Source organism: Nocardia sp. CA-119907 (genome assembly GCF_050955995.1).
Lineage (GTDB): Bacteria > Actinomycetota > Actinomycetes > Mycobacteriales > Mycobacteriaceae > Nocardia.
Map to the genome: position 1 here is coordinate 1654645 of NZ_CP192091.1, position 19852 is coordinate 1674496.

Genomic DNA, 19852 nt, shown 5'->3' on the forward strand with positions numbered 1-19852 from the left:
CTGCGACGTTTGTGACGTGCCCGGCACGGGGATCAGCGGATGCGCGCCGATGCGCCCTCTCTGAGGATAGGCCCAGCAGCAAATCAGCGGACCGACTGACCACCGGACAAATCCGATCCCAAAGATGACGACCCGTCCTCGCTCGAGAATATTCCCCCCGTCTCGCTGGCCGCCGCCCAGAGTTGGGCATAGGGCCCGCCGGCCGCCAGCAGTAACTCGTGCGGCCCGATTTCAGCGATGCGTCCGTGTTCGACCACGGCGATCCGATCGGCGCGCGCGGCGGTGCCGAGCCGGTGCGCGACGACGACGGTGGTGCGATCCCGAGTCAGCGATCGGCTCGCTACCAGGACCGATGCCTCGGTCTCCGGGTCGAGGGTCGCGGTGGCCTCATCGAGCAGCAGCAGATCGGGGCGAACGAGTTCGGCACGGGCCAGTGCGATCAATTGGCGCTGGCCCGCCGAGAGGCCGCGGCCGCGCTCGCCGACCGGGTGGCGCATGCCATGCGGCAGTGCCGCGATCATGTCGGCCGCACCGACCGCGGTGGCGGCGGCCGCGATCTCCGCCTCGGTCGCGGATGGTTTCCCGAATGCAATGTTGCTGGCGACGTCGCCGGTGAAGAGGTGAGCTTCCTGGGGGACTATGCCGAGCCGGGAGCGGTAGTCGGCCAGGCGGTAGTGCCGTATATCGATGCCGTCGACCTGGATGGTCCCGGTTGGCTCGGCGTTGTCGGGTAGGTCGTAGAGCCGGGCCAGCAGTTTGACAATGGTCGACTTGCCCGCACCGGTCGGGCCGACCAGCGCCAGCGTCGATCCCGGCGGGATGCGCAGGGATACCCCGTCGAGTGCGGGTTTTTCGGTGCCCGGGTAGTGGAAGTGGATGTCGTCGAGGACTACCTCGCCCCGCAGGCCGTGGTCGATCGCGACCGCGTCCGGTGGATCGGCTGCGATCGAGGACGGAGTCCGGAGCAGATCGCCGATGCGGCGCAGACCGACGCGCGCCTGCTGATAGCCGTCGAAGACCTGGGACAACTGCAGGATCGGTCCGAAGAGCAACTGTAGATACAGCACGAAGGCGATGAGGGTGCCCGCGGTGGTCGCGTCCTCGGCGACCTCGCGGGCGCCGAAGTACACGACCGCGGCCAATGCCAGATCGGCCCAGGCGATGACGAAGGCGAAGTACATCGCGATGGCCCGCTGGGCTCGCATCCGGCTGGTGCGGTAGCGGTCCGAGTATTCGGCGAAGCGGCGGGCGGCGACCGGTTCGTGCCGGTTGGCCTGCACGGCGCGCAGGCCGGAGACGTTCTCCTGGAAGTCGGCGTTGACGGCCGAGACATGTTCACGCGAGACGGTGTACGCCGTGGATGAGACCCGACGGAACAGCACTGTCGCCACCAGCAGCGGCGGCAGCGCGATCAGCACCACCGCGGCCAGCGAGGCATCGATGACCAGCAGTGCCACCGCGATCCCGACCAGGGTGAGCACGCCGATCAGCGTGGACGCCACGCCGGTCTGCAGGAAGGTCGACAGCGCGTCCACGTCGGTGGTCATCCGGGTCATGATGCGACCGGACAGCTCGCGTTCGTAGTAGTCCAGACCGAGCCGCTGCAGGTGCGCGTAGCTGCGCACGCGCAGACCGTAGAGCACGCGTTCACCCGTGCGCGCGGTGAGTACGGTGGTCGCCGCGCCGACCGCCAGGCCGAGGACCACCAATACCGCGCCGAGCATCCCGGCGCGGGCGAGCGCAGCCGAATCGTGGCCGGTCACACCGGTATCTATGGCGTAGCGCACGATCGGTGGGAAGGCGACGCCGATCAGTGTGTCGAGTGCGAGCAGGGTGATGACGCTCAGCACCAGCCAGCGCACCGGCCGCAGCAGCCGAGCGAGGCGGAACTCGGGATCGGGGCGGCGCAGTCGCTCATCGTCGAGGCCGGGTTGTTCGGTGGCGGGTGGTAGACGCTCGATCGTGCGGCGCAATTCGGGAGTTTCGCTGAGATCGGCTGCCGTGCCGGTGAATCCGCCTGGTCCGCTGATGGCGGGCGCGGCGCGGCCGAATCCGGTGGTGCCGTATCCGAGACCGGCCGGCCCGACCGCGGTGGCTGCGTCGGCGGGGTATGTGGCCGGGCCGGGGAGCCGGATCACCCGGTCCGCGTGGGCGAGTGTGGATTCCCGATGCGCCAGGATCAGTGTCGTGCGGTCGCCCGCATCGGGCAGCTTGTCGAAGATGGCCGCCTCGGTGACCGCGTCGACCGCGGAGGTCGCGTCATCGAGCACCAGAATTCGTGGCCGCGCCAATAGCGCTCTGGCCAGCGCGATTCGCTGCCGCTGCCCGCCGGACAGGGTCAACCCACGCTCGCCGACCACGGTGTCATAGCCGTCGGGCAGTTCGGTGATGAATTCGTCGGCCGCGGCGAGCTTCGCGGCATACCGGATTTCGGCATCGGTGGCCTCGGGGCGGCCGAGGGCGATATTCGCGGCGATGGTATCGCTGAACAGGAACGGATCGTCGAAGACCACGCCGATCGCCGCGCGCAGGTCGACCGCGCGCAGGTCGGCGATATCCACACCCCTGGCGTCTGCCCGATCGGCCGTCGGATCGTCGGTCGTCGAGCGGGCGGGCCCCGCACTCGAAATGGCGAATTCGCCCGCAGCGGTGACGGATTCGGCTCCGAACAGACGAATGCTGCCGGAGTCGGGGGCGTAGAAGCGGGGGAGCAGTAACGAGAGCGTTGACTTTCCGGAGCCCGCGGGGCCGATGACGGCCACGGTTTCGCCGGGGCGCACGGTGAGGTCGAGGTCGCGCAGGATCGGCTGGGTGGGATCGAATCCGAAAGTGAGGGCGTCGATTTCGATGCCGAGAGGTCCGTCGGGAAGGTCGGCGGGGGCAGGTGGGTCGGCGATTTCGGGGGCGGCATCGATGACCTGGTAGACGCGTTCGGCCGCGGCTCTGGTCAGCTGAGCCATGATGACCACCGAGGACAGGGTGCGGGTGGTGACCGTCATGGTGGTGACGTAGGCGGAGAAGGCGAGGAAGGTGCCGATGCCGATGGACCCGTGCAGCGCGAGCAGACCGCCGACGACGATCACCGCGACCAGCCCGGCCTGCGGAATGGTGGTGACCACGGGCGCGAACCGCGCATTGATCGCGGCGGCCCGCATGCGTTCGGCGTAGAGCGTGCGTCCGTGCTGTTCCAGTACCCGCACCATCCGGGCCTCCTGGCCGAAGCCCTTCACCACGCGGACGCCGGTGACCGTCTCTTCGACATGCTGGGCGACCTCGGCGGCCCGCTGCTGTGCCGACCAGGTCGCGGCGTACAGCCGCGGCCGCATCCGGTACACCAGCAGCGCGATCGCCGGGACGACCAGCAGTGCGACGGCTGCCAGCGGCGGTGACAGCCACACCATGACAGCGGCGGCGAGCAGGAATTCCAGCAGCGCCAAACCGGACAGCGGGACCATCGCCAGCAGACCCTGCACCAGTTGGAGATCGGTGATCGAGCGGGATACCACCTGACCGGTGCGCAGTGCGTCCTGTCCGACCCCGTCCAGGCGTTGCAGTGAGCCGAGCAGGTTGATCCGCAGTGCGTGCTGGACATCGAGGGAGAGTCGCCCGGCCAGCATGCGTCGTCCGAAGGCGGCCGAGAAGCGGCCGACCGCGACGAGGGCGAGCAATCCGGCGACCGTGCCGATGACGGCGGTATCACCGTGTCCCGCCGCGTCGACGGCGCGTTTCGTCAGCAGTGGTGCGGAGATTTCGACCAGTGCTCCGGCGATCAACGCGACCGCGATGCCCGCGACCGTTCCCCGGTGCGACCGGCACTCGGTCCACAGTCTGCGTATCCAGCCCGGTTCATTCAATTGCGCTGCTCACCCGTCTTTGTCGGCTATCACCGACGGTAACGACGCAGATCGCCATCGGATTTGTTCCCTGCGGCACCGACAATTCAGGGTTGCCGGTCCGATGGGTGACCGGGTGCGGCGTCAGATATCGCGTTTGCGGAGCAACCACCAGGCGCCGCCGCCGATGCCGAGTGTCCACAGCAGCAGGACCACCAGCGCGGCGGGAGTTGGAGCCAGGAAGTCGCTGTCGGTGAAGGAGTCGACCGCGACCGTGCTGATGGTGGCGGAGCCGGGGAGCACGGTGACCACTCCGGCGAAGCCGATGGCCTTGGTGACGATCCACAGCAATGGCTCGATGATCACCAGCCAGCCGAGCATTGTGGCGATCGCACCCGTGGAGGTACGCAGCAGCAGGCCCAGGCCCGCGCCGATCACCGACCAGCAGGCCGCCGCGAGCAATCCACCGCCGAAGACCGCGAGCAGGCGCAGGCCGAAGTCGAATTTGCCGCGGCCGAAGGCGAGCAGGCACGCGAACGCCAGTAGCTCGACCGCGAATGTCGTCGCCAGTGCGAATCCGGCAGTGACCAGGAATTTCGCGGCGGCGAGCCGGTCGCGGTCCGAGGTGAACAGCGCCGTGGACGGCATTGTCGCGTACCGGTATTCGGCCCCGGCCCCGGCCGCGCCGAAGGCCCCCGCGAGCACGATCGCGATCGTCAGGCCGATATAGAGCCCGATGGTCGCGGCACCGGTCGCCGGATCGGATTTGGGGTCGGCCGGTCCGGCTAGCAACGCGGTGACCGTGCTCGCGACGAGGGCGATCGCGGGGATCAGCGCGGCCAGGATCCGGCTGGCGCGCAGCGTGGTGACCTTGCGGACCTCGGAATTGACGGCCGGAACGAGGTCCGGGGGCAGAACGGCGATCATCGTGGAATCCCCTGGGGCGTCGGTTGGGGCGGTGCGATCCCGGCGTAGGGGGCGGGCGGTGCTGGGCGGGCCGGTTTGACCAATGCTGCGAGCACCCGGTCGGGGTGGATCTGGTCGGCGATGATGCCGTCCACCCGCACACCGGCCGCCGTCGCCGCCGCGCGGATCTGCGCCTCGGTCGCCTCGGCCACCGCGAGCCGTCCATCGGGCCGGATCACCGCATCGGTGAATCCCTGTGCGGCCAGCATGGTGGCCAGCGCGATCGGCGGGGACGCGGCGACGACCAGGCGATCGGGGTGGCCGCGCCGCAGCCGGGCGGGGGTGCCCTGATAGACCACCGAACCCTCGCTCAGCACGATGATGTTGTCCGCGATCGGAATCACGGTCGCCAGGCTTTCGCTCGACAGCAGGACGGTGCCGCCGCGGCGGGCATGCCGCCGCAGGAAATCCTGTAGCCACGCCCGTTCGGCCGCGTCGAGATCGGCCATCGGTTCATCGAGGATCAAGAGTTGCGGATCGCCGAGTAGCGCGGTCGCCAGCGCCAGCCGGGTCTGTGATCCGGCCGGTAGCGCGCCTGCCCGCGTGCGCGCCCAAGCGCCGAGGCCGACCACCTGGATCACCTCGTCGACGCGCGCGTCCTCGATACCCGCGGCCGCCGCGTACACCAGCAGGTGATCGCGCGCCGTGCGCGCCGGATGCAGCCCGCGCGGCACCAGCATGCCGCCGATGACGGCCGCGGGACCGCGCTGCGGCTCGCCGCGCCGTCGCGAGCCCGGCCCGCCGACCGCTGCGGTACCCGTGGTCGGTTCGAGTAGGCCGAGCAGGATGCGCAGAGTCGTCGACTTACCCGCGCCCGCCGACCCGACCAGGGCCGCGACCGTCCCGGACGGGACGGTGAAGCTGACGTTCTCGATCGCGGTGACCAGGTCGTAGCGCTTGCTCAGGCCGCGGACAGAGAACGCGAGCGGTCGGCCCGCGCTCATCGTGGCGTGGTCGGGGGTTGCGGCTTGACCGGATCCAGTGCGGGCAGCGGATCGGCGTCGATGATCAGCTGGCGGTCGGCGGGCCAAGCCACCGGTGCGGGCCCGAAGGCCTTGCGCGCGTTGCCGATCGTGGTCTTGCCCAGCGCCCGGTTGCCGACACTGCCGATCACCGCGCCGATGCCAGCGGGCACCACCTTGCCCGCCATCAGCGCGGCACGCTTGGTGATGAAGCGGATGATGAATCGTTTGAGCAGCGAATCGTTCATGCTCGACAGGCCGGGAATCCTATTGGCGAACAGCGTGCCCCAGTTCTTCGCCGAATGACCGACGGTCTTCTCGACGATCTCCATCCCGCTCTCGCCGAGTACGACCGCGAGCACGAGGGCCCGCCGCGTCTCCTTGTCCTCGGGGGAGATGCCGTGCACGGCCGCGACGGCCAGTGTGAACACCGCGGACGCCTCCATGAAGAAGGTGGTCTCGGCACTCACCGCGGCGATCGCCGCGACGGTACCGACCCCGGGCACCGCGGCCGTCGCGCCGACCGCACCGCCGCTGCCGGTCACCGCGAGCAGGTACTGGTTCTCCAGCCGCTCGATGATCTGCGCGGGACTCTCCGACGGATGCGAACGCCGCAGCCGGTCCACGTACTTGGCGACGGCCGGCGCCTGCAGGCGTGACCCGGTATCGAGTAGCTGGACCACCGTCTTCTCGAACGTGCCTTTGAACACGGCGATATCCTCCTCTTCCGCCTGTACGGGATGAACCTTATGGCACCGACCGCCATCAACTCGTCATGACAACGATGTACCCGGTCGACCTGGTTCCCCGCATGTCGGTTCCGTCACTCCGGTTCGCGCAGGGCAGCGACCCTTTCCGGGAGCGGTGGCGGTGGCGGCGGGGTGCCGTCGCCGAATGGTCTGCCGCCCAGCGCTTCTCGCCCGTGCGGGGTCAGCCAGTCGGTCAGCTCCGGGCCCTTCGGCACGATCCGCGTCGGGTTGATATCGGCGTGCACGACGTAGTAGTGCACCTTGATCTGCTCGAAATCGACGGTGTCGCCGAAGCCCGGCGTCTGATAGAGGTCGCGCGCATAGGCCCACAGCACCGGCATTTCGGTCAGCTTGCTGCGGTTGGTCTTGAAGTGGCCGTGATAGACCGGATCGAATCGGACCAGCGTGGTGAACAGCCGCACGTCGGCCTCGGTAATGGTGTCGCCCACCAGATACCGCTGGGTGGCCAGCCGATCGGACAGCCAGTCCAACCGGGCGAACAGCCGGTCGTAGGCCGCCTCGTAGGCCTCCTGTGTCCCCGCGAATCCGCACCGGTAGACGCCATTGTTGACATCCCGGAATACCGCCAGGTTCACCTCGTCGATCTCGTCGCGCAGCTGTGCCGGATACAGCTGCGGCGCACCCGGTCGATGGAATTCGGTCCATTCGGTGGCGAAGTCGAGGGTGATCTGCGGGTAGTCATTGGTTACCACCTGTCCGGTGGCGACCTCGACGATCGCCGGAACCGTGATGCCGCGCGCGTAGTCCGGGAACCGCGCCAGGTACGCCTCGCGCAGTCGCGGGATGCCGAGTACCGGATCCACGCCGCCGGGATCCAGATCGAAGGTCCAGCTGAGCCGGTCGTGGGTTGGGCCGCACAGCCCCAGTGAGATCGCGTCCTCCAGACCCAGCAGCCTGCGCACGATCAGCGTCCGGTTCGCCCATGGGCAGGCGCGCGCGGCGATCAGGCGGTAGCGGCCGGCCTCGACCGGATATCCGTCGCGTCCGTCTGCGGTGATGCGGGTGGTGATGTAGTTCGTATCTCGCTTGAACTCGCCAGACTCGACGTAAGAGGCAATTTCCGATACCGACTTGGTCACTCGAATAGTCTCGCAGAATCGAGGTCCTAGGGGGTGGCAGCCAGCGGAGCAGGCGGGATGGGTGGGATTAGTCTTGCCCAATGAGTGATACGAAGGCCACCCGGCTGATCCGGGAAACCACCGATGGCGGTGCCGAGGTCGCGATCCTCACCTTGGCCAATCCGCCGCTGAACCTCTTCGACCAGTCGATGTTCGACGCGCTCATCGAGGATCTCGCCGAGCTGTCGGCGAATCCGCCGCGCGCGGTGCTGCTGCGGGCCGAGGGCAAGCTGGTCTCCGGCGGTGTCGACGTGCACGTCTTCGACCGGCTCCTCCCGCCCACCCCGCCGACGCCGTCGGCGGCCGTCCCCCGTGCCGTCGAGCAGGGCGCCGAACTGTGGCGCACCCTGTTCGCGCAGATCATCCATCCGCTGGAGGCGCTGCCGTGTCCGGTGGTCTTCGCCGCGCACGGCCTGACCCTGACCGCCGCCTTCGAAATGGCGCTGGCCTGCGACATCATCTTGGCGGCGCCGACGGCGAAATTCGGTCTGGTGGAGACGGTCGTCGGCCTGACGCCGTCGATGGGCGGTCCGCAGCGGCTGGCCGAACGCGCCGGATCGGGCCGGGCCCGTGAATTCGTGATGACCGGTGAGCTCTACGACGCCGCGACCATGGCCGAATGGGGCGTGGTGAACGCCATCCACGACGATGTCGACGCCGCCGCACGGGATTTGACGAATCGGCTGGCCAAGGGCCCGACCAGGGCACATGCCGCGACCAAGCAGATCATCGAGGCATGGCGCTCGGGCGGTGTCGCCCATGCGGATTCGGTGACGCCGCAGGTGTCCGGCGCGCTGTTCGACACCGCGGATCTGCGCGGCGCGGTGCGCAGCTTCCTGGAGGTCGGACCGGGGAAGGCCACCTACACCGGCCGATGACAGCCAGGACACGTTCCTCGCCTATCCCCACGAAAATGTGACTCGCGTCATATAGTCGCAAGAGCCTGCAAGCTCGAGGCGTGTGCGGAGGACCCATGTCGCAGTTCTTGGTCGAGTACCCACCGAATCACCCGCATGCCCGCGATGCTCCGCTGGCTCGTGGCGCCGACGGGGTGCTGCGCTACGGCAATCTCACCCCCGCGCTGACCGAACTATTGGATCTACAGGTGCACGCCTTCTCGACCAGGGAGGCGGTGGTGGAGATAGGCGGCCCCCGGCTGACCTATCGGGAGCTGTGGCACTCCGCCTCCCGTATCGCGGGCGGCCTGCAGGAACACGGCATCGGCTACGGCGACCGGGTCGCCATCCGCATGCCGGCGGGTGCGCGCTGGGTGCAGGCGTTCCTCGGCGCGCTGTTGAGCGGCGCGGTCCCGGTGCTGGTGCACGATGGACTGCCCGATGCGGTGGCCGAGCGGGTGATCGCGGACAGCAGTACCGATTTCGTACTCGGTGGCGGTAGCGAGGAACTGCCCGACGGCGCCGCCTTCATCGATGACGGTGCGGCACTGAGTGATCTGGCGCTGCTGTGCTACACCAGCGGCACCGGGGTGTGCCCGGCCAATACCACCGTCGCGCCCAAGGGCGTCGAGCTGACCAACGAAAACCTGCTCTCGGCCGTTCGTTCCGTTGTCGCGGCGCTGGACCTGCCGACCGACGGCCTGCGCAATCTGGTGCTGCTACCGCTGGCGCATGCGAGTGGCTGCGTGGACCAGATGCTGCCGACCTTCGCGGTCGGCGGCACCGTCGTGCTCGCGCCGGATCGCCGAAGACTCGCCGAAACCATTGTCTCCGAACGGATCGATATGGTTTCCGCGACACCACGTATCTTCGCCCGGCTGCTGCCCGAGCTGGCGGCGCTGCGCACCGAAGGGCTGTGCACCGAGGGCATCGTCCGAGTCAGTAATGCGGGCCATCGCGGCGAACGCGTCGCCGATGCCACCGATCCCGCGGATCTGGCCGCCACACTGCGGGATATGTTCCCCGCCGCGCGGCGGTGGTCGGTCTGGGGCGCGACCGAAACCAGCGGCATCGGCCTGGTCGTCGACGATGAAACCGATACGGCACCCGGTGCCGACCCGATACTCGGCTTCCCCTTCGGCGGTACCGAATTGGCGCTGTGGGGGCCGCAAGCGCAGGCCGGACACGGCGAATTGCTCTGTCGCGGGCCGAATGTCACCCGCCGCTACTGGAACGATCCGGAGACCACCGCGGACCGCTTCACCGGAACCTGGTTCCATACCGGCGATCAGGTCAGCATCGATGCCGACGGTTTGGTCCGGCGCGAACGGGCGCAGGCCGGGTAGCTCACTCGAGCAGGCGTTCGCGCAGACGTTCGCGCAGCTGGGTGGTGAATCCGATGGCGGCCAGATAGGACTCGACATCGCCGTGCTGTGCGCGCACCGAATCCGTCGCGACCCGCAGGTAGTCCTCGCGGACGCCCAGGATATCGATGGAGAGTTCCACTCCCGCAGTAAGTTTCGGTGCCATCATGGCGCGCAGTGCGGGGACGGCGTCATTGCTGGCCAGGAAGTCGGCGAGCACGTCGGCCTCGCTGACCGCGACCGCGCGCAGCAGGGTGGCGATGGCCCAGCCGGTGCGGTCCTTACCGGCCGCGCAGTGCACGAGCACCGCACCGTCGTCGCCGCTGGCGATCGTCTCGGCGATGGCGATGATCGCGGTATTCGCCTCGGGCAGGGTCGGGAAATGCCGGTAGACCTCGAGCATGTGCGCGAGCGCGGAATTGGTCTGCGCGTCGTGCGGCGGCGCCTCGGCCATCCGGGAGTCGAACGGGGTGACGTTCAGTCGCACGCCGTCGGGCAGGTTGTCGTGGCCGATGTGCTCGATCTCGCGCAGCCCGCGCAGGTCGTAGACGTCGGTGACGCCGAGTTCGCGCAGGATGGTGTGCCCGGGCAGATCCAGGCCGCTCAGCTGAGCCGAGCGCAGCAGCACGCCGGGGCGGATCCGCGCGCCGTCGATGGTGCGCAGACCGCCGAGATCGCGGTAGTTGAAGGTGCCGGTCAGGTAGAACTGGTCGGCCGAGGGCGAGAGAGTCACCGATCAAGGCTAACCAGACAATGGGGTCGCCGAGGTGTCGAACGCGGAACCGCTGGCTGTCCGGTTTGCGGAGCTTTTTGTGTGGGATCCGCCACACCTTGGCGGGTGGGGAACAAGCCGACCCGTAGTCTGGTCAATGGTGTCGCTCGGTCGGGCAGACGTGAGAGTGACACCCGGGGAAGCGATTCCGGCGGATACCTGATCGGTCGCAGCGGCATTCCGTTTGGGTAACAAAACATTCTTCCAGTCTGGAAATACCCAACGAACCCGTTCTTAAACCCCGGAAACCCTCTACCATTGATGAATGTTGGACTGGGCATCCAGGGAATTCCCGATCGGCGGATTTCATGATCGCGGTTCGCGATGTTCAGCGAGCCGTGCCGATGAGGGCGCGCGAGTTCTTTCCCCGAGGGAGTCGGCGTTGAGCGTACGTGGAGAAATAGCGGCGGTTCGGTTGCGGCCGACCATCTGTGAGGCCGTCGAGAAGGCGGCCTCCTCGCTAGATTTCACCGGAGTGCGAGCACTTCGGGTGCTTCTGCATGCCGGTGTCAGCGCCTACTGGCCCCTGGTCAAGGCCGCGCCCGCCAAACGGGCACGGGCCTACGAAGCGACGGCGCATCAGTTGGCCGAGCGCTGGGAGGGGCAGACCGAGTGCGTCGCCGATCCGAAGGCCTCGGCCCTGTTCCAGGAGATGGACTCCGAGGTCGCGACGTTCCTCGCGCTCTGTGCCGACCGGTCGGGTACGCAGTGGTTGGAGCCGGTGGACGCCATCGCGACCTATGCGGTCTCGGTACTGCAGGGCACGGTGCTGCGCTGGCTCGCCGACTGCAATGACGAGACGACGCTCGTGGTGCTCGACGACCTGGTCAGCAGCCTGGCCACCAGGGCGGTCGAAGTCTGATCCACGCGGTACTGGACGTTCGACCAGTTAAATGGTTGAGTTGTTCCGGTGACCGAAACGTCGCCGATTGCCGGACTGCACGCGGCCACGGCCGAGCTGGACCCGCCGCTGGCCGCCCTCGACCTCGCCGCGCTGCGTGCGAATGCCGCTGACCTGGTCCGTCGCGCGGGTGGGGTGTCCATTCGGGTGGCGAGCAAATCGGTGCGCTGCCGCGCGGTACTCGAGCAGGTGCTCGGCACCGGGCTCACCGCGGCCGGCGGTTTCGCGGGCATCATGTCGTATTCCCTGGCCGAGGCCATCTGGCTGGTCCGGCTCGGCGCCCGCGATGTGCTGCTCGGCTATCCGACCGTCGACCGTGCGGCCCTGGCCGAACTAGCCGCCGATGACACCCTGCGCGAATCCATCACATTGATGATCGACGATGTCGCGCAGCTGGAACTGATCCGCGCCGCGGTCGGCACCGATCTGGTGCGGCCGCGAATCTGCCTCGATGTGGACGCATCGCTGCGCATCGGGCCGCTGCACCTGGGCGTTCGGCGCTCGCCGATCCGGACCCCCGACCAGGCCGCCGCGCTCGCGCGGGCAGCGCTGAGTCGCGGTTTCGATGTGGTCGGCGTGATGACCTATGAGGCGCAGATCGCCGGATTGCCCGACTCCAATATCGCTGTGCGCCTGGTGAAGCGGGCCTCGGCGGCCGAAATCGCCAAGCGCCGCGGGCAGGTACTCGACGCGGTGCGCTCGGTGGTCGGCAAGCTGGAGATCGTCAATAGCGGCGGCTCCGGATCCATCGAGGTCAGCACTGCCGATTCGGATGTCACCGAGGTGACCGCGGGCTCCGGGCTGTATGTGCCGACCCTCTTCGATCACTATCGGGCCTTCACCCCGCGCCCCGCGCTGTTCTTCGCGACATCGGTACTGCGCAAGCCGACCCCGTCCATCGCAACGGTTTTCGCGGGCGGTTACATCGCCTCCGGTCCGACCGGACCGTCCCGGGTGCCGAAGCCGGTGTGGCCCACCGCGTTGAAGCTGCTGGGCACCGAGGGGGCGGGCGAGGTGCAGACCCCGCTGTCCGGGGCAGCCGAACTGCGGGTCGGCGATCGGGTGTGGTTCCGGCATGCCAAGGCCGGTGAGCTGTGCGAGCGGTTCAACGAGGTGCATCTGGTCGACGGCGATGGCACGCGCACGACGGTGCCCACCTACCGCGGTGAGGGCAGCTGTTTCGGCTGAGCCGGTGCCAATTGCGAATTCCCCTTGGTCGCGCTGGCGAATTTCAAGATCGAATGCGGATGCCGCGGGAGTGCACCGAATTGCGAATAAAAGAACCAACCGGTCCGAATGAATATTTCGATCATGCGCCGACTGACTTCTGAAAGAAATATTCAGCGCATCTCGGTCAGCTGAGTCGCAGGAATGTCGCGAGATCCGCGAGGTCGTCGGGGGTATTCGGCAGATATTCGGTGAGCAGCGGTGACCGGATAATGACGGCCTTCCACATGGCTCGGCATAGAGTGGCTTGAACCATGCTGCGCGACAACAGGAACCGCATGCCGTAGGGGGCATCATCGGGGCTGGATGAGGTCATCGACAGCAGGACCACCGCGGCCTCCCGGCCGCGGAAGCGCTCGGCGGTGCCGACCAGCACATCCTCGATCTTGGCCCGCGCCAGCAGCGTCCGGATCAGGCCGACCTGGGCACTGTAGGGCGCGACCACGAGTATGTCGTGTGGATGCAGCCGCCGCGTCATCGCGCCGGTTGTCCACGAGACTCCGAGCAGGGCGCGCACCCGGCGGACCACCTCGCGGGCCTCGGCCATCGATTCGGTCGCGGCGCCGCTGTGCTCGACCAGCACCGTCTCCACCCCGGGCTCGACACCCTCCAATTGCCGTGCGAGCGTGACGGTCTCATTGGAGCGCAGGCGGTTGTCGTAGTACAGCCGGGAGATCGGGTCGCAGACGCGCGGGTGCATCCGCCAGGTCCGATCGAGGAAGTAGCCGCGATCGGCGGGCAGGGTATCGCGGCCCTCGGTGAGCCAGCCGAGCACCGATTCCTCGACCGGCTCCGGATGTGTGCCGCGCGCCTCGGCGGGTGCCGGATCGCCGAGGAGTAGCAGATTGCGCGCGCTCACCGCGACCGCGATGGTATCGGCGAGCGGGAAGCGGCCAGCATCGGCGATCACCAGCAGATCGAGACCAGCGCCCGGCACCACCTCGTCGTCGGCGAAATCGGCCGGGACGCCGCCGATGACGCAGCCGTTGACCGCATTGTCCAGGAATCGCGGATAGCGGGCGCCGTCGATCACCGACCACTCCGGCGCCAGCGCCTCGACGTCCTTCTTGGCCACCAGTTCGGGCAGCACGCCCATGGCGACGATCATGTCGAGCAGGCTCTCCACCGTCGAATGCGATTGCGCGACAACGCCGACGCGCCACTTGTACCGGGTGACCAGACGTTCGATCGACCTGGCGGCGGTGGAGGTCTTACCGGTGCCGGACGGCCCCTGGACCGCGAGGTAGGAGTCATCGAGATCGCGCAGCGCGGCGGTGATGGCCGCGGCGTGGTCACCGTGCACATCCGGTAGCCGGACGGCCCGGCGCAGCCGCGGCGGTCGGCGCGCCAGGATATCGAAGACCGCGCTCGCGGGGATCTCGGGTAGCGCCATCAGCAACTGCTGGGCCGCGAATTCGACCGCGGTCTCGATATTCTCGTCCCAGGCGGGCAGTCCCGGCGCGATCGCGGTCGGCAGCTCGTCATAGGGTTCGCAGCCGTCGGGCAGCAGTTCCTCCAGCCGGACGGTGTCGTCGAAGTTCGCGTCCACCGAACAGCCGAGCACGGTCGCGGAGGCGGTTGCGCGCCGACCGACGGCGGTGATCATTCCGGCGGCGACCGGCTGATCGTAGAAGGTGTATACCGTGGTGCCCGGTGTCAGCACCGTGCTGGTCACGGCGCCGCCTGCGGCATCGGCGCCGCCCCAGCCGATGCCGATCCGTCCGGTCAGTGTGAGATATCTGCGCATCGTCGGCTGGTGCGGGCCGCGATGCCATTTGGTGTCCACCGTGCCCCAGTCGGCCACGAGTACCCCTGGCGCGTCGGACCATTCGTCGACCGGATGACTGAGCCGGTCGGCATGTGCCAACCACAGTGGCTGGCGTTCGCGTCGGTGATAGCCGAGGGCTGCCGCCATCAGCGCGGCGGGGTGGCCCGGTTCGCCCTGTGCCGCCGCGAATTCCGCGAGTGCGGCCTCGATCGAGGAGGGCCGCGACGGCGGCGCCGGGTCGGGCTCGTCCGGACTCGGTACCAGGCACCACGAACTCGCCTGGTCCAGGAGTGCCGCATCCGGATCGACGCGCTGTTCGGCCGCTCGATCCTGCAGCCAGTCGCGCAGGCGCAATACGGTGACGCAATCGCGTTCCGTATCACCGGAATGCGCCGCGCCGGGCAGCAGCCGCCGCATTCGGCTCAGGCGGTAGGAGCGCTCTCCGATCAGCAGGGCATTGCGCACGATCGGATATAGGTCGACCAGCACACCCGCCTGCAGCAGATCCTCGACGATCTCCTCGCCGACTCCGTAACGGCCGGTCCACCGCAGCAGCGCCGACCGCACATCTGAGGTGTAGTGGTACACGCGCATATCCGGATACATCCGCAGCCGTTGGGCGACATAGTCGAGCGCCTCGCCCAGCGCGCGCCGCTGCCCCGCCTGCTCATCGGTCATCGCGGCAGACGGTGCGGCCGCCGCGCCGAACGGGGCGCGGAAGGCCAGATGGACCGCGGCCGGGCCGCCCACCTCGATACCGATCAGCTGCCCCGATGGTCCCTCCTCGATGGTGAGTGAGAGATCGCCCGGAGACGGCGGCGGCAGGGCGCCCAGCGCGATCGCGTCGACCAGGGTGTGCGTCGGCTGTCCGGAATACTCGCGGTGCAGCTGGATTTCGGCCTGGCGGCGCAGTGCGGCGAAGGTGCGCGGTGGCAGGCCTGGTACGGCGGCGGCGGTACTCGCCAGCCGGTCGATGGTGGTCACGCCCGCTTCGCGCAGCCTGGCCCGCGCGGTGCGCGGTATCCCGGCGACCAGTAGCAGATCACGTGCCGCCGACAGCGCCGCGGTGCAGGTCGGGCAGTGCCCGCAGGCGAGATAGCGCGGATCGCCCCACTGCACCGGGAGCAGTTCGCTCAGTTTGTCTTCCAGGATTCGCTCGACGCGCCCGCGCCGGGCGAGATACACCGGCACCAGATCGGTGAGCGGGTAGGTCCGGCTGTCCTCCCGAAGGTGCAATCGAACCAGGGGGGCGGTCAGCGCACCGCTGCTGTCCAATGCGTCGGCACAGGCGGCGAGTTCGAGTGCCGCCCGGATGCGATCCGGTGGGTCCGCCGCGGTGCCGTGCACGGTGTAGCGGACCCGGTGGCCGGCGCGCACCAGGAAATCGCTGGCGCAGATGAATTCACCATCGAAGAAGGTGGCACCGTGGATCACGCGCGCTCCCGCGCGCAGTGCGGCGATGGTCTCGGCATTGGCGGCCTGTAGCGCGGCGAGATGGGCCTTGGCATCGGTCACCGGATCGTGCTCGGCCGCCTCGTTGTGGATCTCGACCATCTGGCTGCCGAACCGGTCGCGGAAGTCCGCGAGTCTGCGTTCGCGCGAATCGTCGAATCCGGTGCGCGGCACCGGATCGGGCACCACATCCGCCGCACCCGCGATGGTGCCCAGTTCGGTATCGAGGGCACGCAGCAAAGCGAATTCACACTGCGCCGCGCGCACGAGGTCGACGGCGGAGCAGACGACACGATCACCGAACACGATCAAACGCGGCCCTCCTGTGTCTTCGCCGGACACGGACGGCAACACTGTAGCTAGCCGCTACCACCGCGTTGAATTCGGTGTCGGCGGGTCGCTACGGCTGGTCGTTTCGAGCGACCTGCAAGCAGTCGCTACGACCGGCCGTGCACCTTGTCCGGTTCAGGAGCGCGGCTTACGCCGTTCCGGTCGCTTGCCGCCATCGCGATCGCGACGCGGTCCGGCGCGGAACGGACGCCCGCCGGGCGGGCCCTGATCGAGCTGCAGCTGGATCAGCTGGCCGCTGATCCTGGTGCGCCGCAATGCTTCCAGGGTTTCCGAGGACAGGTCCGCCGGTAGCTCGACGAGACTGTGGTCCGGGCGGATGCTGATATGACCGAAGTCGCTGCGGCGCAGTCCGCCCTCATTGGCGATGGCGCCGACGATCGCGCCGGGCACCACGCGGTGCCGCTTGCCGACGCTGATCCGGTAGGTCGCCAATTCGGCCCCGGTGCCGCGGTGATGCGACGGGCCACGATCTTCGCCCTCGAACCGGCGGGCGGGGCGATCCGTGCGCGGCATGCGTTCGCGCTGCGGCCGTTCGATCGGCTCCGGCTCGGGCTCCATGAAGAAGTTGTCGCCGTCGTAGCCACTGACCGCGAGCGCCGCCGCGATATCGACCAGCGGAATGTTGTGCTCGCGCTCGTAATCCTCGATGAGCTTGCGGAACAGCGCCAGATTCGACGAGCTGAGGTTCTCGGTAATGGAATCGCCGAACTTGGCCACGCGCTGGGTGTTCACATCATCGACGCTCGGCAACTGCATTTCGGTCAGCGGATGCCGGGTGGCACGCTCGATCGACTTGAGCAGGTGGCGCTCGCGCGGTGCCACGAACAGCAGCGCCTGACCGCTGCGCCCGGCGCGGCCGGTGCGGCCGATGCGGTGCACATAGGACTCGGTGTCGTGCGGGATGTCGTAGTTGACCACATGCGAGATGCGATCCACGTCGAGACCACGCGCGGCGACATCGGTGGCGACCAGAATGTCGAGCGCACCGGACTTCAGCTGCCCGATGGTGCGCTCACGCTGGTTCTGCGCGATATCACCGTTGATCGCCGCCGCGGAGAAGCCGCGCGAGCGCAGCTTTTCGGCCAACTCCTCGGTGGCCTGTTTGGTGCGCACGAAGAGGATCATCGCCTCGAACGACTCGACCTCGAGGATCCGGGTCAGGGCGTCGAGTTTGCGCTGATGCGAGACCTGCACCCAGCGCTGGGTGATGTTGGTGTTGGTCGAGGTCTTCGACTTGACCGTGATCTCGACCGGTTCGCGCAGGTACTTCTTGGAGATGCTGCGGATCGCCGAGGGCATGGTCGCGGAGAACAGCGCGACCTGCTTCTCGCGCGGGGTGTCGGCGAGAATGCGCTCGACATCCTCCTGAAACCCCATCTTCAGCATCTCGTCGGCCTCGTCGAGCACCAGATACTGCAGCTGCGACAGGTCGAGCGTGCCCTTCTCCAGGTGATCGATCACCCGGCCCGGCGTGCCGACGACGACATGCGCGCCGCGGCGCAGACCGGAGAGCTGGACGCCATAGGCCTGGCCGCCGTAGATCGGCAGCACATGCAGTCCGGGAATGTGGGTGGCGTAGCGGCCGAACGCCTCGGCGACCTGGATCGCGAGTTCGCGCGTCGGGGCCAGCACGAGGGCGCGCGGAAGTTTGCCGGTCGCCTCGATGCCCATCAGGATCGGGATGGCGAATGCCGCGGTTTTGCCGGTGCCGGTCTGGGCCAGCCCGACCACATCGGCGCCGTCGAGCAGTGGTGGAATCGTCGCCGCCTGGATGGGCGAGGGCGACTCATAGCCCACATCGGCGATGGCCGCGAGGACGCGCTCATCGATGCCGAGATCGGCGAAGGTCGGGCCGTCATCGTCCCTGTCGTTGTCGCCAGGAACGCTGTCGACCTGATTGGTACTCATTGACCAGGAGTTTACTGCCTGGTGGTGGTCGCCCCGGCCACCGGGCCAATACGGTGAGACGTATGCAACCCGAAACCGTGCCCACGCATCACGACCCGGCACCATCCCCGGTGGTTGTGGCGGTGGTCCAATTCGCCGCGGGAACCGATCCGTCCGCCAATCTCGCCGCCCTGCGCGAGCACGTCCGCACCGCCGTCGAACGCGGTGCGCGGGTGGTCGTCGCACCCGAATACTCGATGTTTGCCGTCGCCCGGCTCGACGAGCGGGTCGTGGCCATCGCCGAACCGCTGACCGGGTCGTTCGTCACCGGCCTCGGCGAAATCGCACGCGAATTCGGGGTGCATCTGGTCGCCGGAATCGTCGAACAGGTGGCGCCGGAGGCGAAGCACATCCGCAATACGCTCGTCGTCTTGGGACCCGATGCGAAGCTGGTGGCGAAGTACCGGAAGGTGCATCTGTACGACGCGTTCGGATATCTCGAATCCGATGTCGTCGAGGCGGGGGCGATCGAGACGCCGGCCACCTTCACCGTCGATACTGTGACATTCGGCATGCAGACCTGTTTCGATCTTCGCTTTCCGGAAGGCTGCCGTCGCGTCGCGGCGGCGGGGGCGCAGGTGTTGGTGCTGCCCGCCCAGTGGATTCCCGGTCCGGCGAAGGTGGATCAGTGGACGACGCTGCTGCGCGCCCGCGCCATCGAGAACACCGTGTACGTCGCGGCCGCCGATCAATGCGCGCCGCGCGGCGCGGGCGCCTCGATGATCATCGATCCCACCGGCGTGGTGCTCACCGAACTCGGTGACGAACCCGGCGTGCTCACCGCGACCATGGACCTCGATCAGCTCGCCGCGGTCCGCCGCACCAACCCCAGCCTGGCATTGCGTCGATTCGCGATCGCCGAGCGCGTACCGGAGTAGCGTTGATTTCGGGATGATCTATACCGATCGGACAGCTGCCGGTCGCGCGCTGGGTCTGGAACTCGGCCACCTGCACGCGGCGCAACCGTTGGTGCTCGGACTGCCCCGCGGTGGGGTTCCGGTGGCGGCCGCGGTACGTGAGGTCATCGGGGGCGATCTCGACATCATGCTGGTCCGCAAGCTCGGTGTGCCATGGCAGCCGGAGCTGGCGATGGGCGCGATCGGCGAGGAAGGTATCCGGGTGCTCAATCAGGATGTGTTGTCGCACACCGGGATAACGCCAGATCAGATTGCCGAGATCGAGGATGTGGAACGCGTCGAACTGGAGCGCCGCCGTGAGGTGTGGCGCGGTGACGCCAAGCCGATCCCGATCGGGGGCCGCACCACGGTGATCGTGGACGACGGCATGGCGACCGGGGCGACGGTGGTCGCCGCATGCCGGGTCGCTCAACTGCACCAGCCGTTGCGCATCGTGGTCGCGGTGCCGGTGTCCTCGTCCGAGGCATTGCACCGGGCGGCCGCCGAGGCGGATGAGGTGGTCTGTCCGTGGGTTCCGCATTCGCTCGGCGGTGTCGGGATGGCCTATCGCGACTTTCATCAGTTGGATGACGACGAAGTTACCGAGCTGCTGGTCTGAGCTGCCGCCG

Annotated in this window: 14 protein-coding genes; 6 read left to right on the forward strand and 8 right to left on the reverse strand. The window is 68.1% G+C overall.

Annotation, left to right across the window (positions count from 1 at the left end; all coding sequences use genetic code 11):
- Positions 1–83 precede the first annotated feature (83 nt).
- The 5 genes from ACQP2D_RS07600 to ACQP2D_RS07620 all read right to left on the reverse strand — a co-directional run bounded on the left by ACQP2D_RS07600 (position 84) and on the right by ACQP2D_RS07620 (position 7610).
- Positions 84–3854 (reverse strand): ABC transporter ATP-binding protein, encoded by a 3771-nt coding sequence (locus tag ACQP2D_RS07600; protein WP_433682994.1) that lies wholly within the window; start codon positions 3852–3854, stop codon positions 84–86.
- A gap of 123 nt (positions 3855–3977) precedes the next feature.
- Entirely contained in the window at positions 3978–4760 is a 783-nt protein-coding gene (locus tag ACQP2D_RS07605; protein WP_433682995.1) for an ABC transporter permease, read from the reverse strand.
- Positions 4757–5743, reverse strand: a complete 987-nt coding sequence (locus ACQP2D_RS07610) for an ABC transporter ATP-binding protein (RefSeq protein ID WP_433682996.1) — start codon at positions 5741–5743, stop codon at positions 4757–4759. The genes ACQP2D_RS07605 and ACQP2D_RS07610 overlap by 4 nt, the downstream gene beginning before the upstream one ends.
- The gene (locus ACQP2D_RS07615) at positions 5740–6471 is read right to left on the reverse strand and encodes a hypothetical protein (protein ID WP_433682997.1); all 732 of its coding nucleotides are present in this window, start codon (positions 6469–6471) and stop codon (positions 5740–5742) included. Before ACQP2D_RS07615 ends, ACQP2D_RS07610 begins: the two co-directional genes overlap by 4 nt.
- A 113-nt stretch (positions 6472–6584) precedes the next feature.
- A complete protein-coding gene (locus ACQP2D_RS07620) occupies positions 6585–7610 on the reverse strand; it encodes a glutathione S-transferase family protein (protein WP_433682998.1) in 1026 nt (341 codons plus the stop codon).
- A gap of 80 nt (positions 7611–7690) precedes the next feature.
- On the opposite strand from ACQP2D_RS07620, the gene ACQP2D_RS07625 reads away from it, so the two are divergent.
- Positions 7691–8527 carry an enoyl-CoA hydratase/isomerase family protein gene (locus tag ACQP2D_RS07625; protein ID WP_433682999.1) on the forward strand — a complete coding sequence of 279 codons (837 nt, stop codon included), beginning with the start codon at positions 7691–7693 and terminating at the stop codon, positions 8525–8527.
- 95 nt (positions 8528–8622) lie between these two features.
- Positions 8623–9891, forward strand: coding sequence for a class I adenylate-forming enzyme family protein (locus tag ACQP2D_RS07630; RefSeq protein WP_433683000.1), 1269 nt, complete (start codon positions 8623–8625; stop codon positions 9889–9891).
- A gap of 1 nt (position 9892) precedes the next feature.
- Here the strand turns inward: ACQP2D_RS07630 and ACQP2D_RS07635 are convergent, their stop codons facing one another.
- Positions 9893–10642, reverse strand: a complete 750-nt coding sequence (locus ACQP2D_RS07635) for a tyrosine-protein phosphatase (RefSeq protein WP_433683001.1) — start codon at positions 10640–10642, stop codon at positions 9893–9895.
- Positions 10643–11063: 421 nt separating this feature from the next.
- Between ACQP2D_RS07635 and ACQP2D_RS07640 the strand changes: the two genes are divergently transcribed.
- Positions 11064–11543: a TetR family transcriptional regulator gene (locus tag ACQP2D_RS07640; RefSeq protein ID WP_433683002.1), complete on the forward strand. Its 480-nt coding sequence runs from the start codon at positions 11064–11066 to the stop codon at positions 11541–11543.
- 48 nt (positions 11544–11591) lie between these two features.
- Complete coding sequence (locus ACQP2D_RS07645; protein ID WP_433683003.1) at positions 11592–12770, forward strand: alanine racemase; 1179 nt, start codon at positions 11592–11594, stop codon at positions 12768–12770.
- Positions 12771–12936: 166 nt separating this feature from the next.
- Here ACQP2D_RS07645 and ACQP2D_RS07650 read toward each other — a convergent pair whose 3' ends face one another.
- The gene (locus tag ACQP2D_RS07650; RefSeq protein WP_433685572.1) at positions 12937–16335 is read right to left on the reverse strand and encodes an AAA domain-containing protein; all 3399 of its coding nucleotides are present in this window, start codon (positions 16333–16335) and stop codon (positions 12937–12939) included.
- A gap of 159 nt (positions 16336–16494) precedes the next feature.
- Positions 16495–18288, reverse strand: a complete 1794-nt coding sequence (locus ACQP2D_RS07655; protein ID WP_433683004.1) for a DEAD/DEAH box helicase — start codon at positions 18286–18288, stop codon at positions 16495–16497.
- Between the two features lie 62 nt (positions 18289–18350).
- On the opposite strand from ACQP2D_RS07655, the gene ACQP2D_RS07660 reads away from it, so the two are divergent.
- Positions 18351–19205 carry a carbon-nitrogen hydrolase family protein gene (locus ACQP2D_RS07660; protein WP_433683005.1) on the forward strand — a complete coding sequence of 285 codons (855 nt, stop codon included), beginning with the start codon at positions 18351–18353 and terminating at the stop codon, positions 19203–19205.
- A gap of 13 nt (positions 19206–19218) precedes the next feature.
- On the forward strand, positions 19219–19842 hold the full coding sequence (locus ACQP2D_RS07665) for a phosphoribosyltransferase (protein ID WP_433683006.1): 624 nt from the start codon (positions 19219–19221) through the stop codon (positions 19840–19842).
- The last annotated feature ends 10 nt before the right edge of the window (positions 19843–19852 follow it).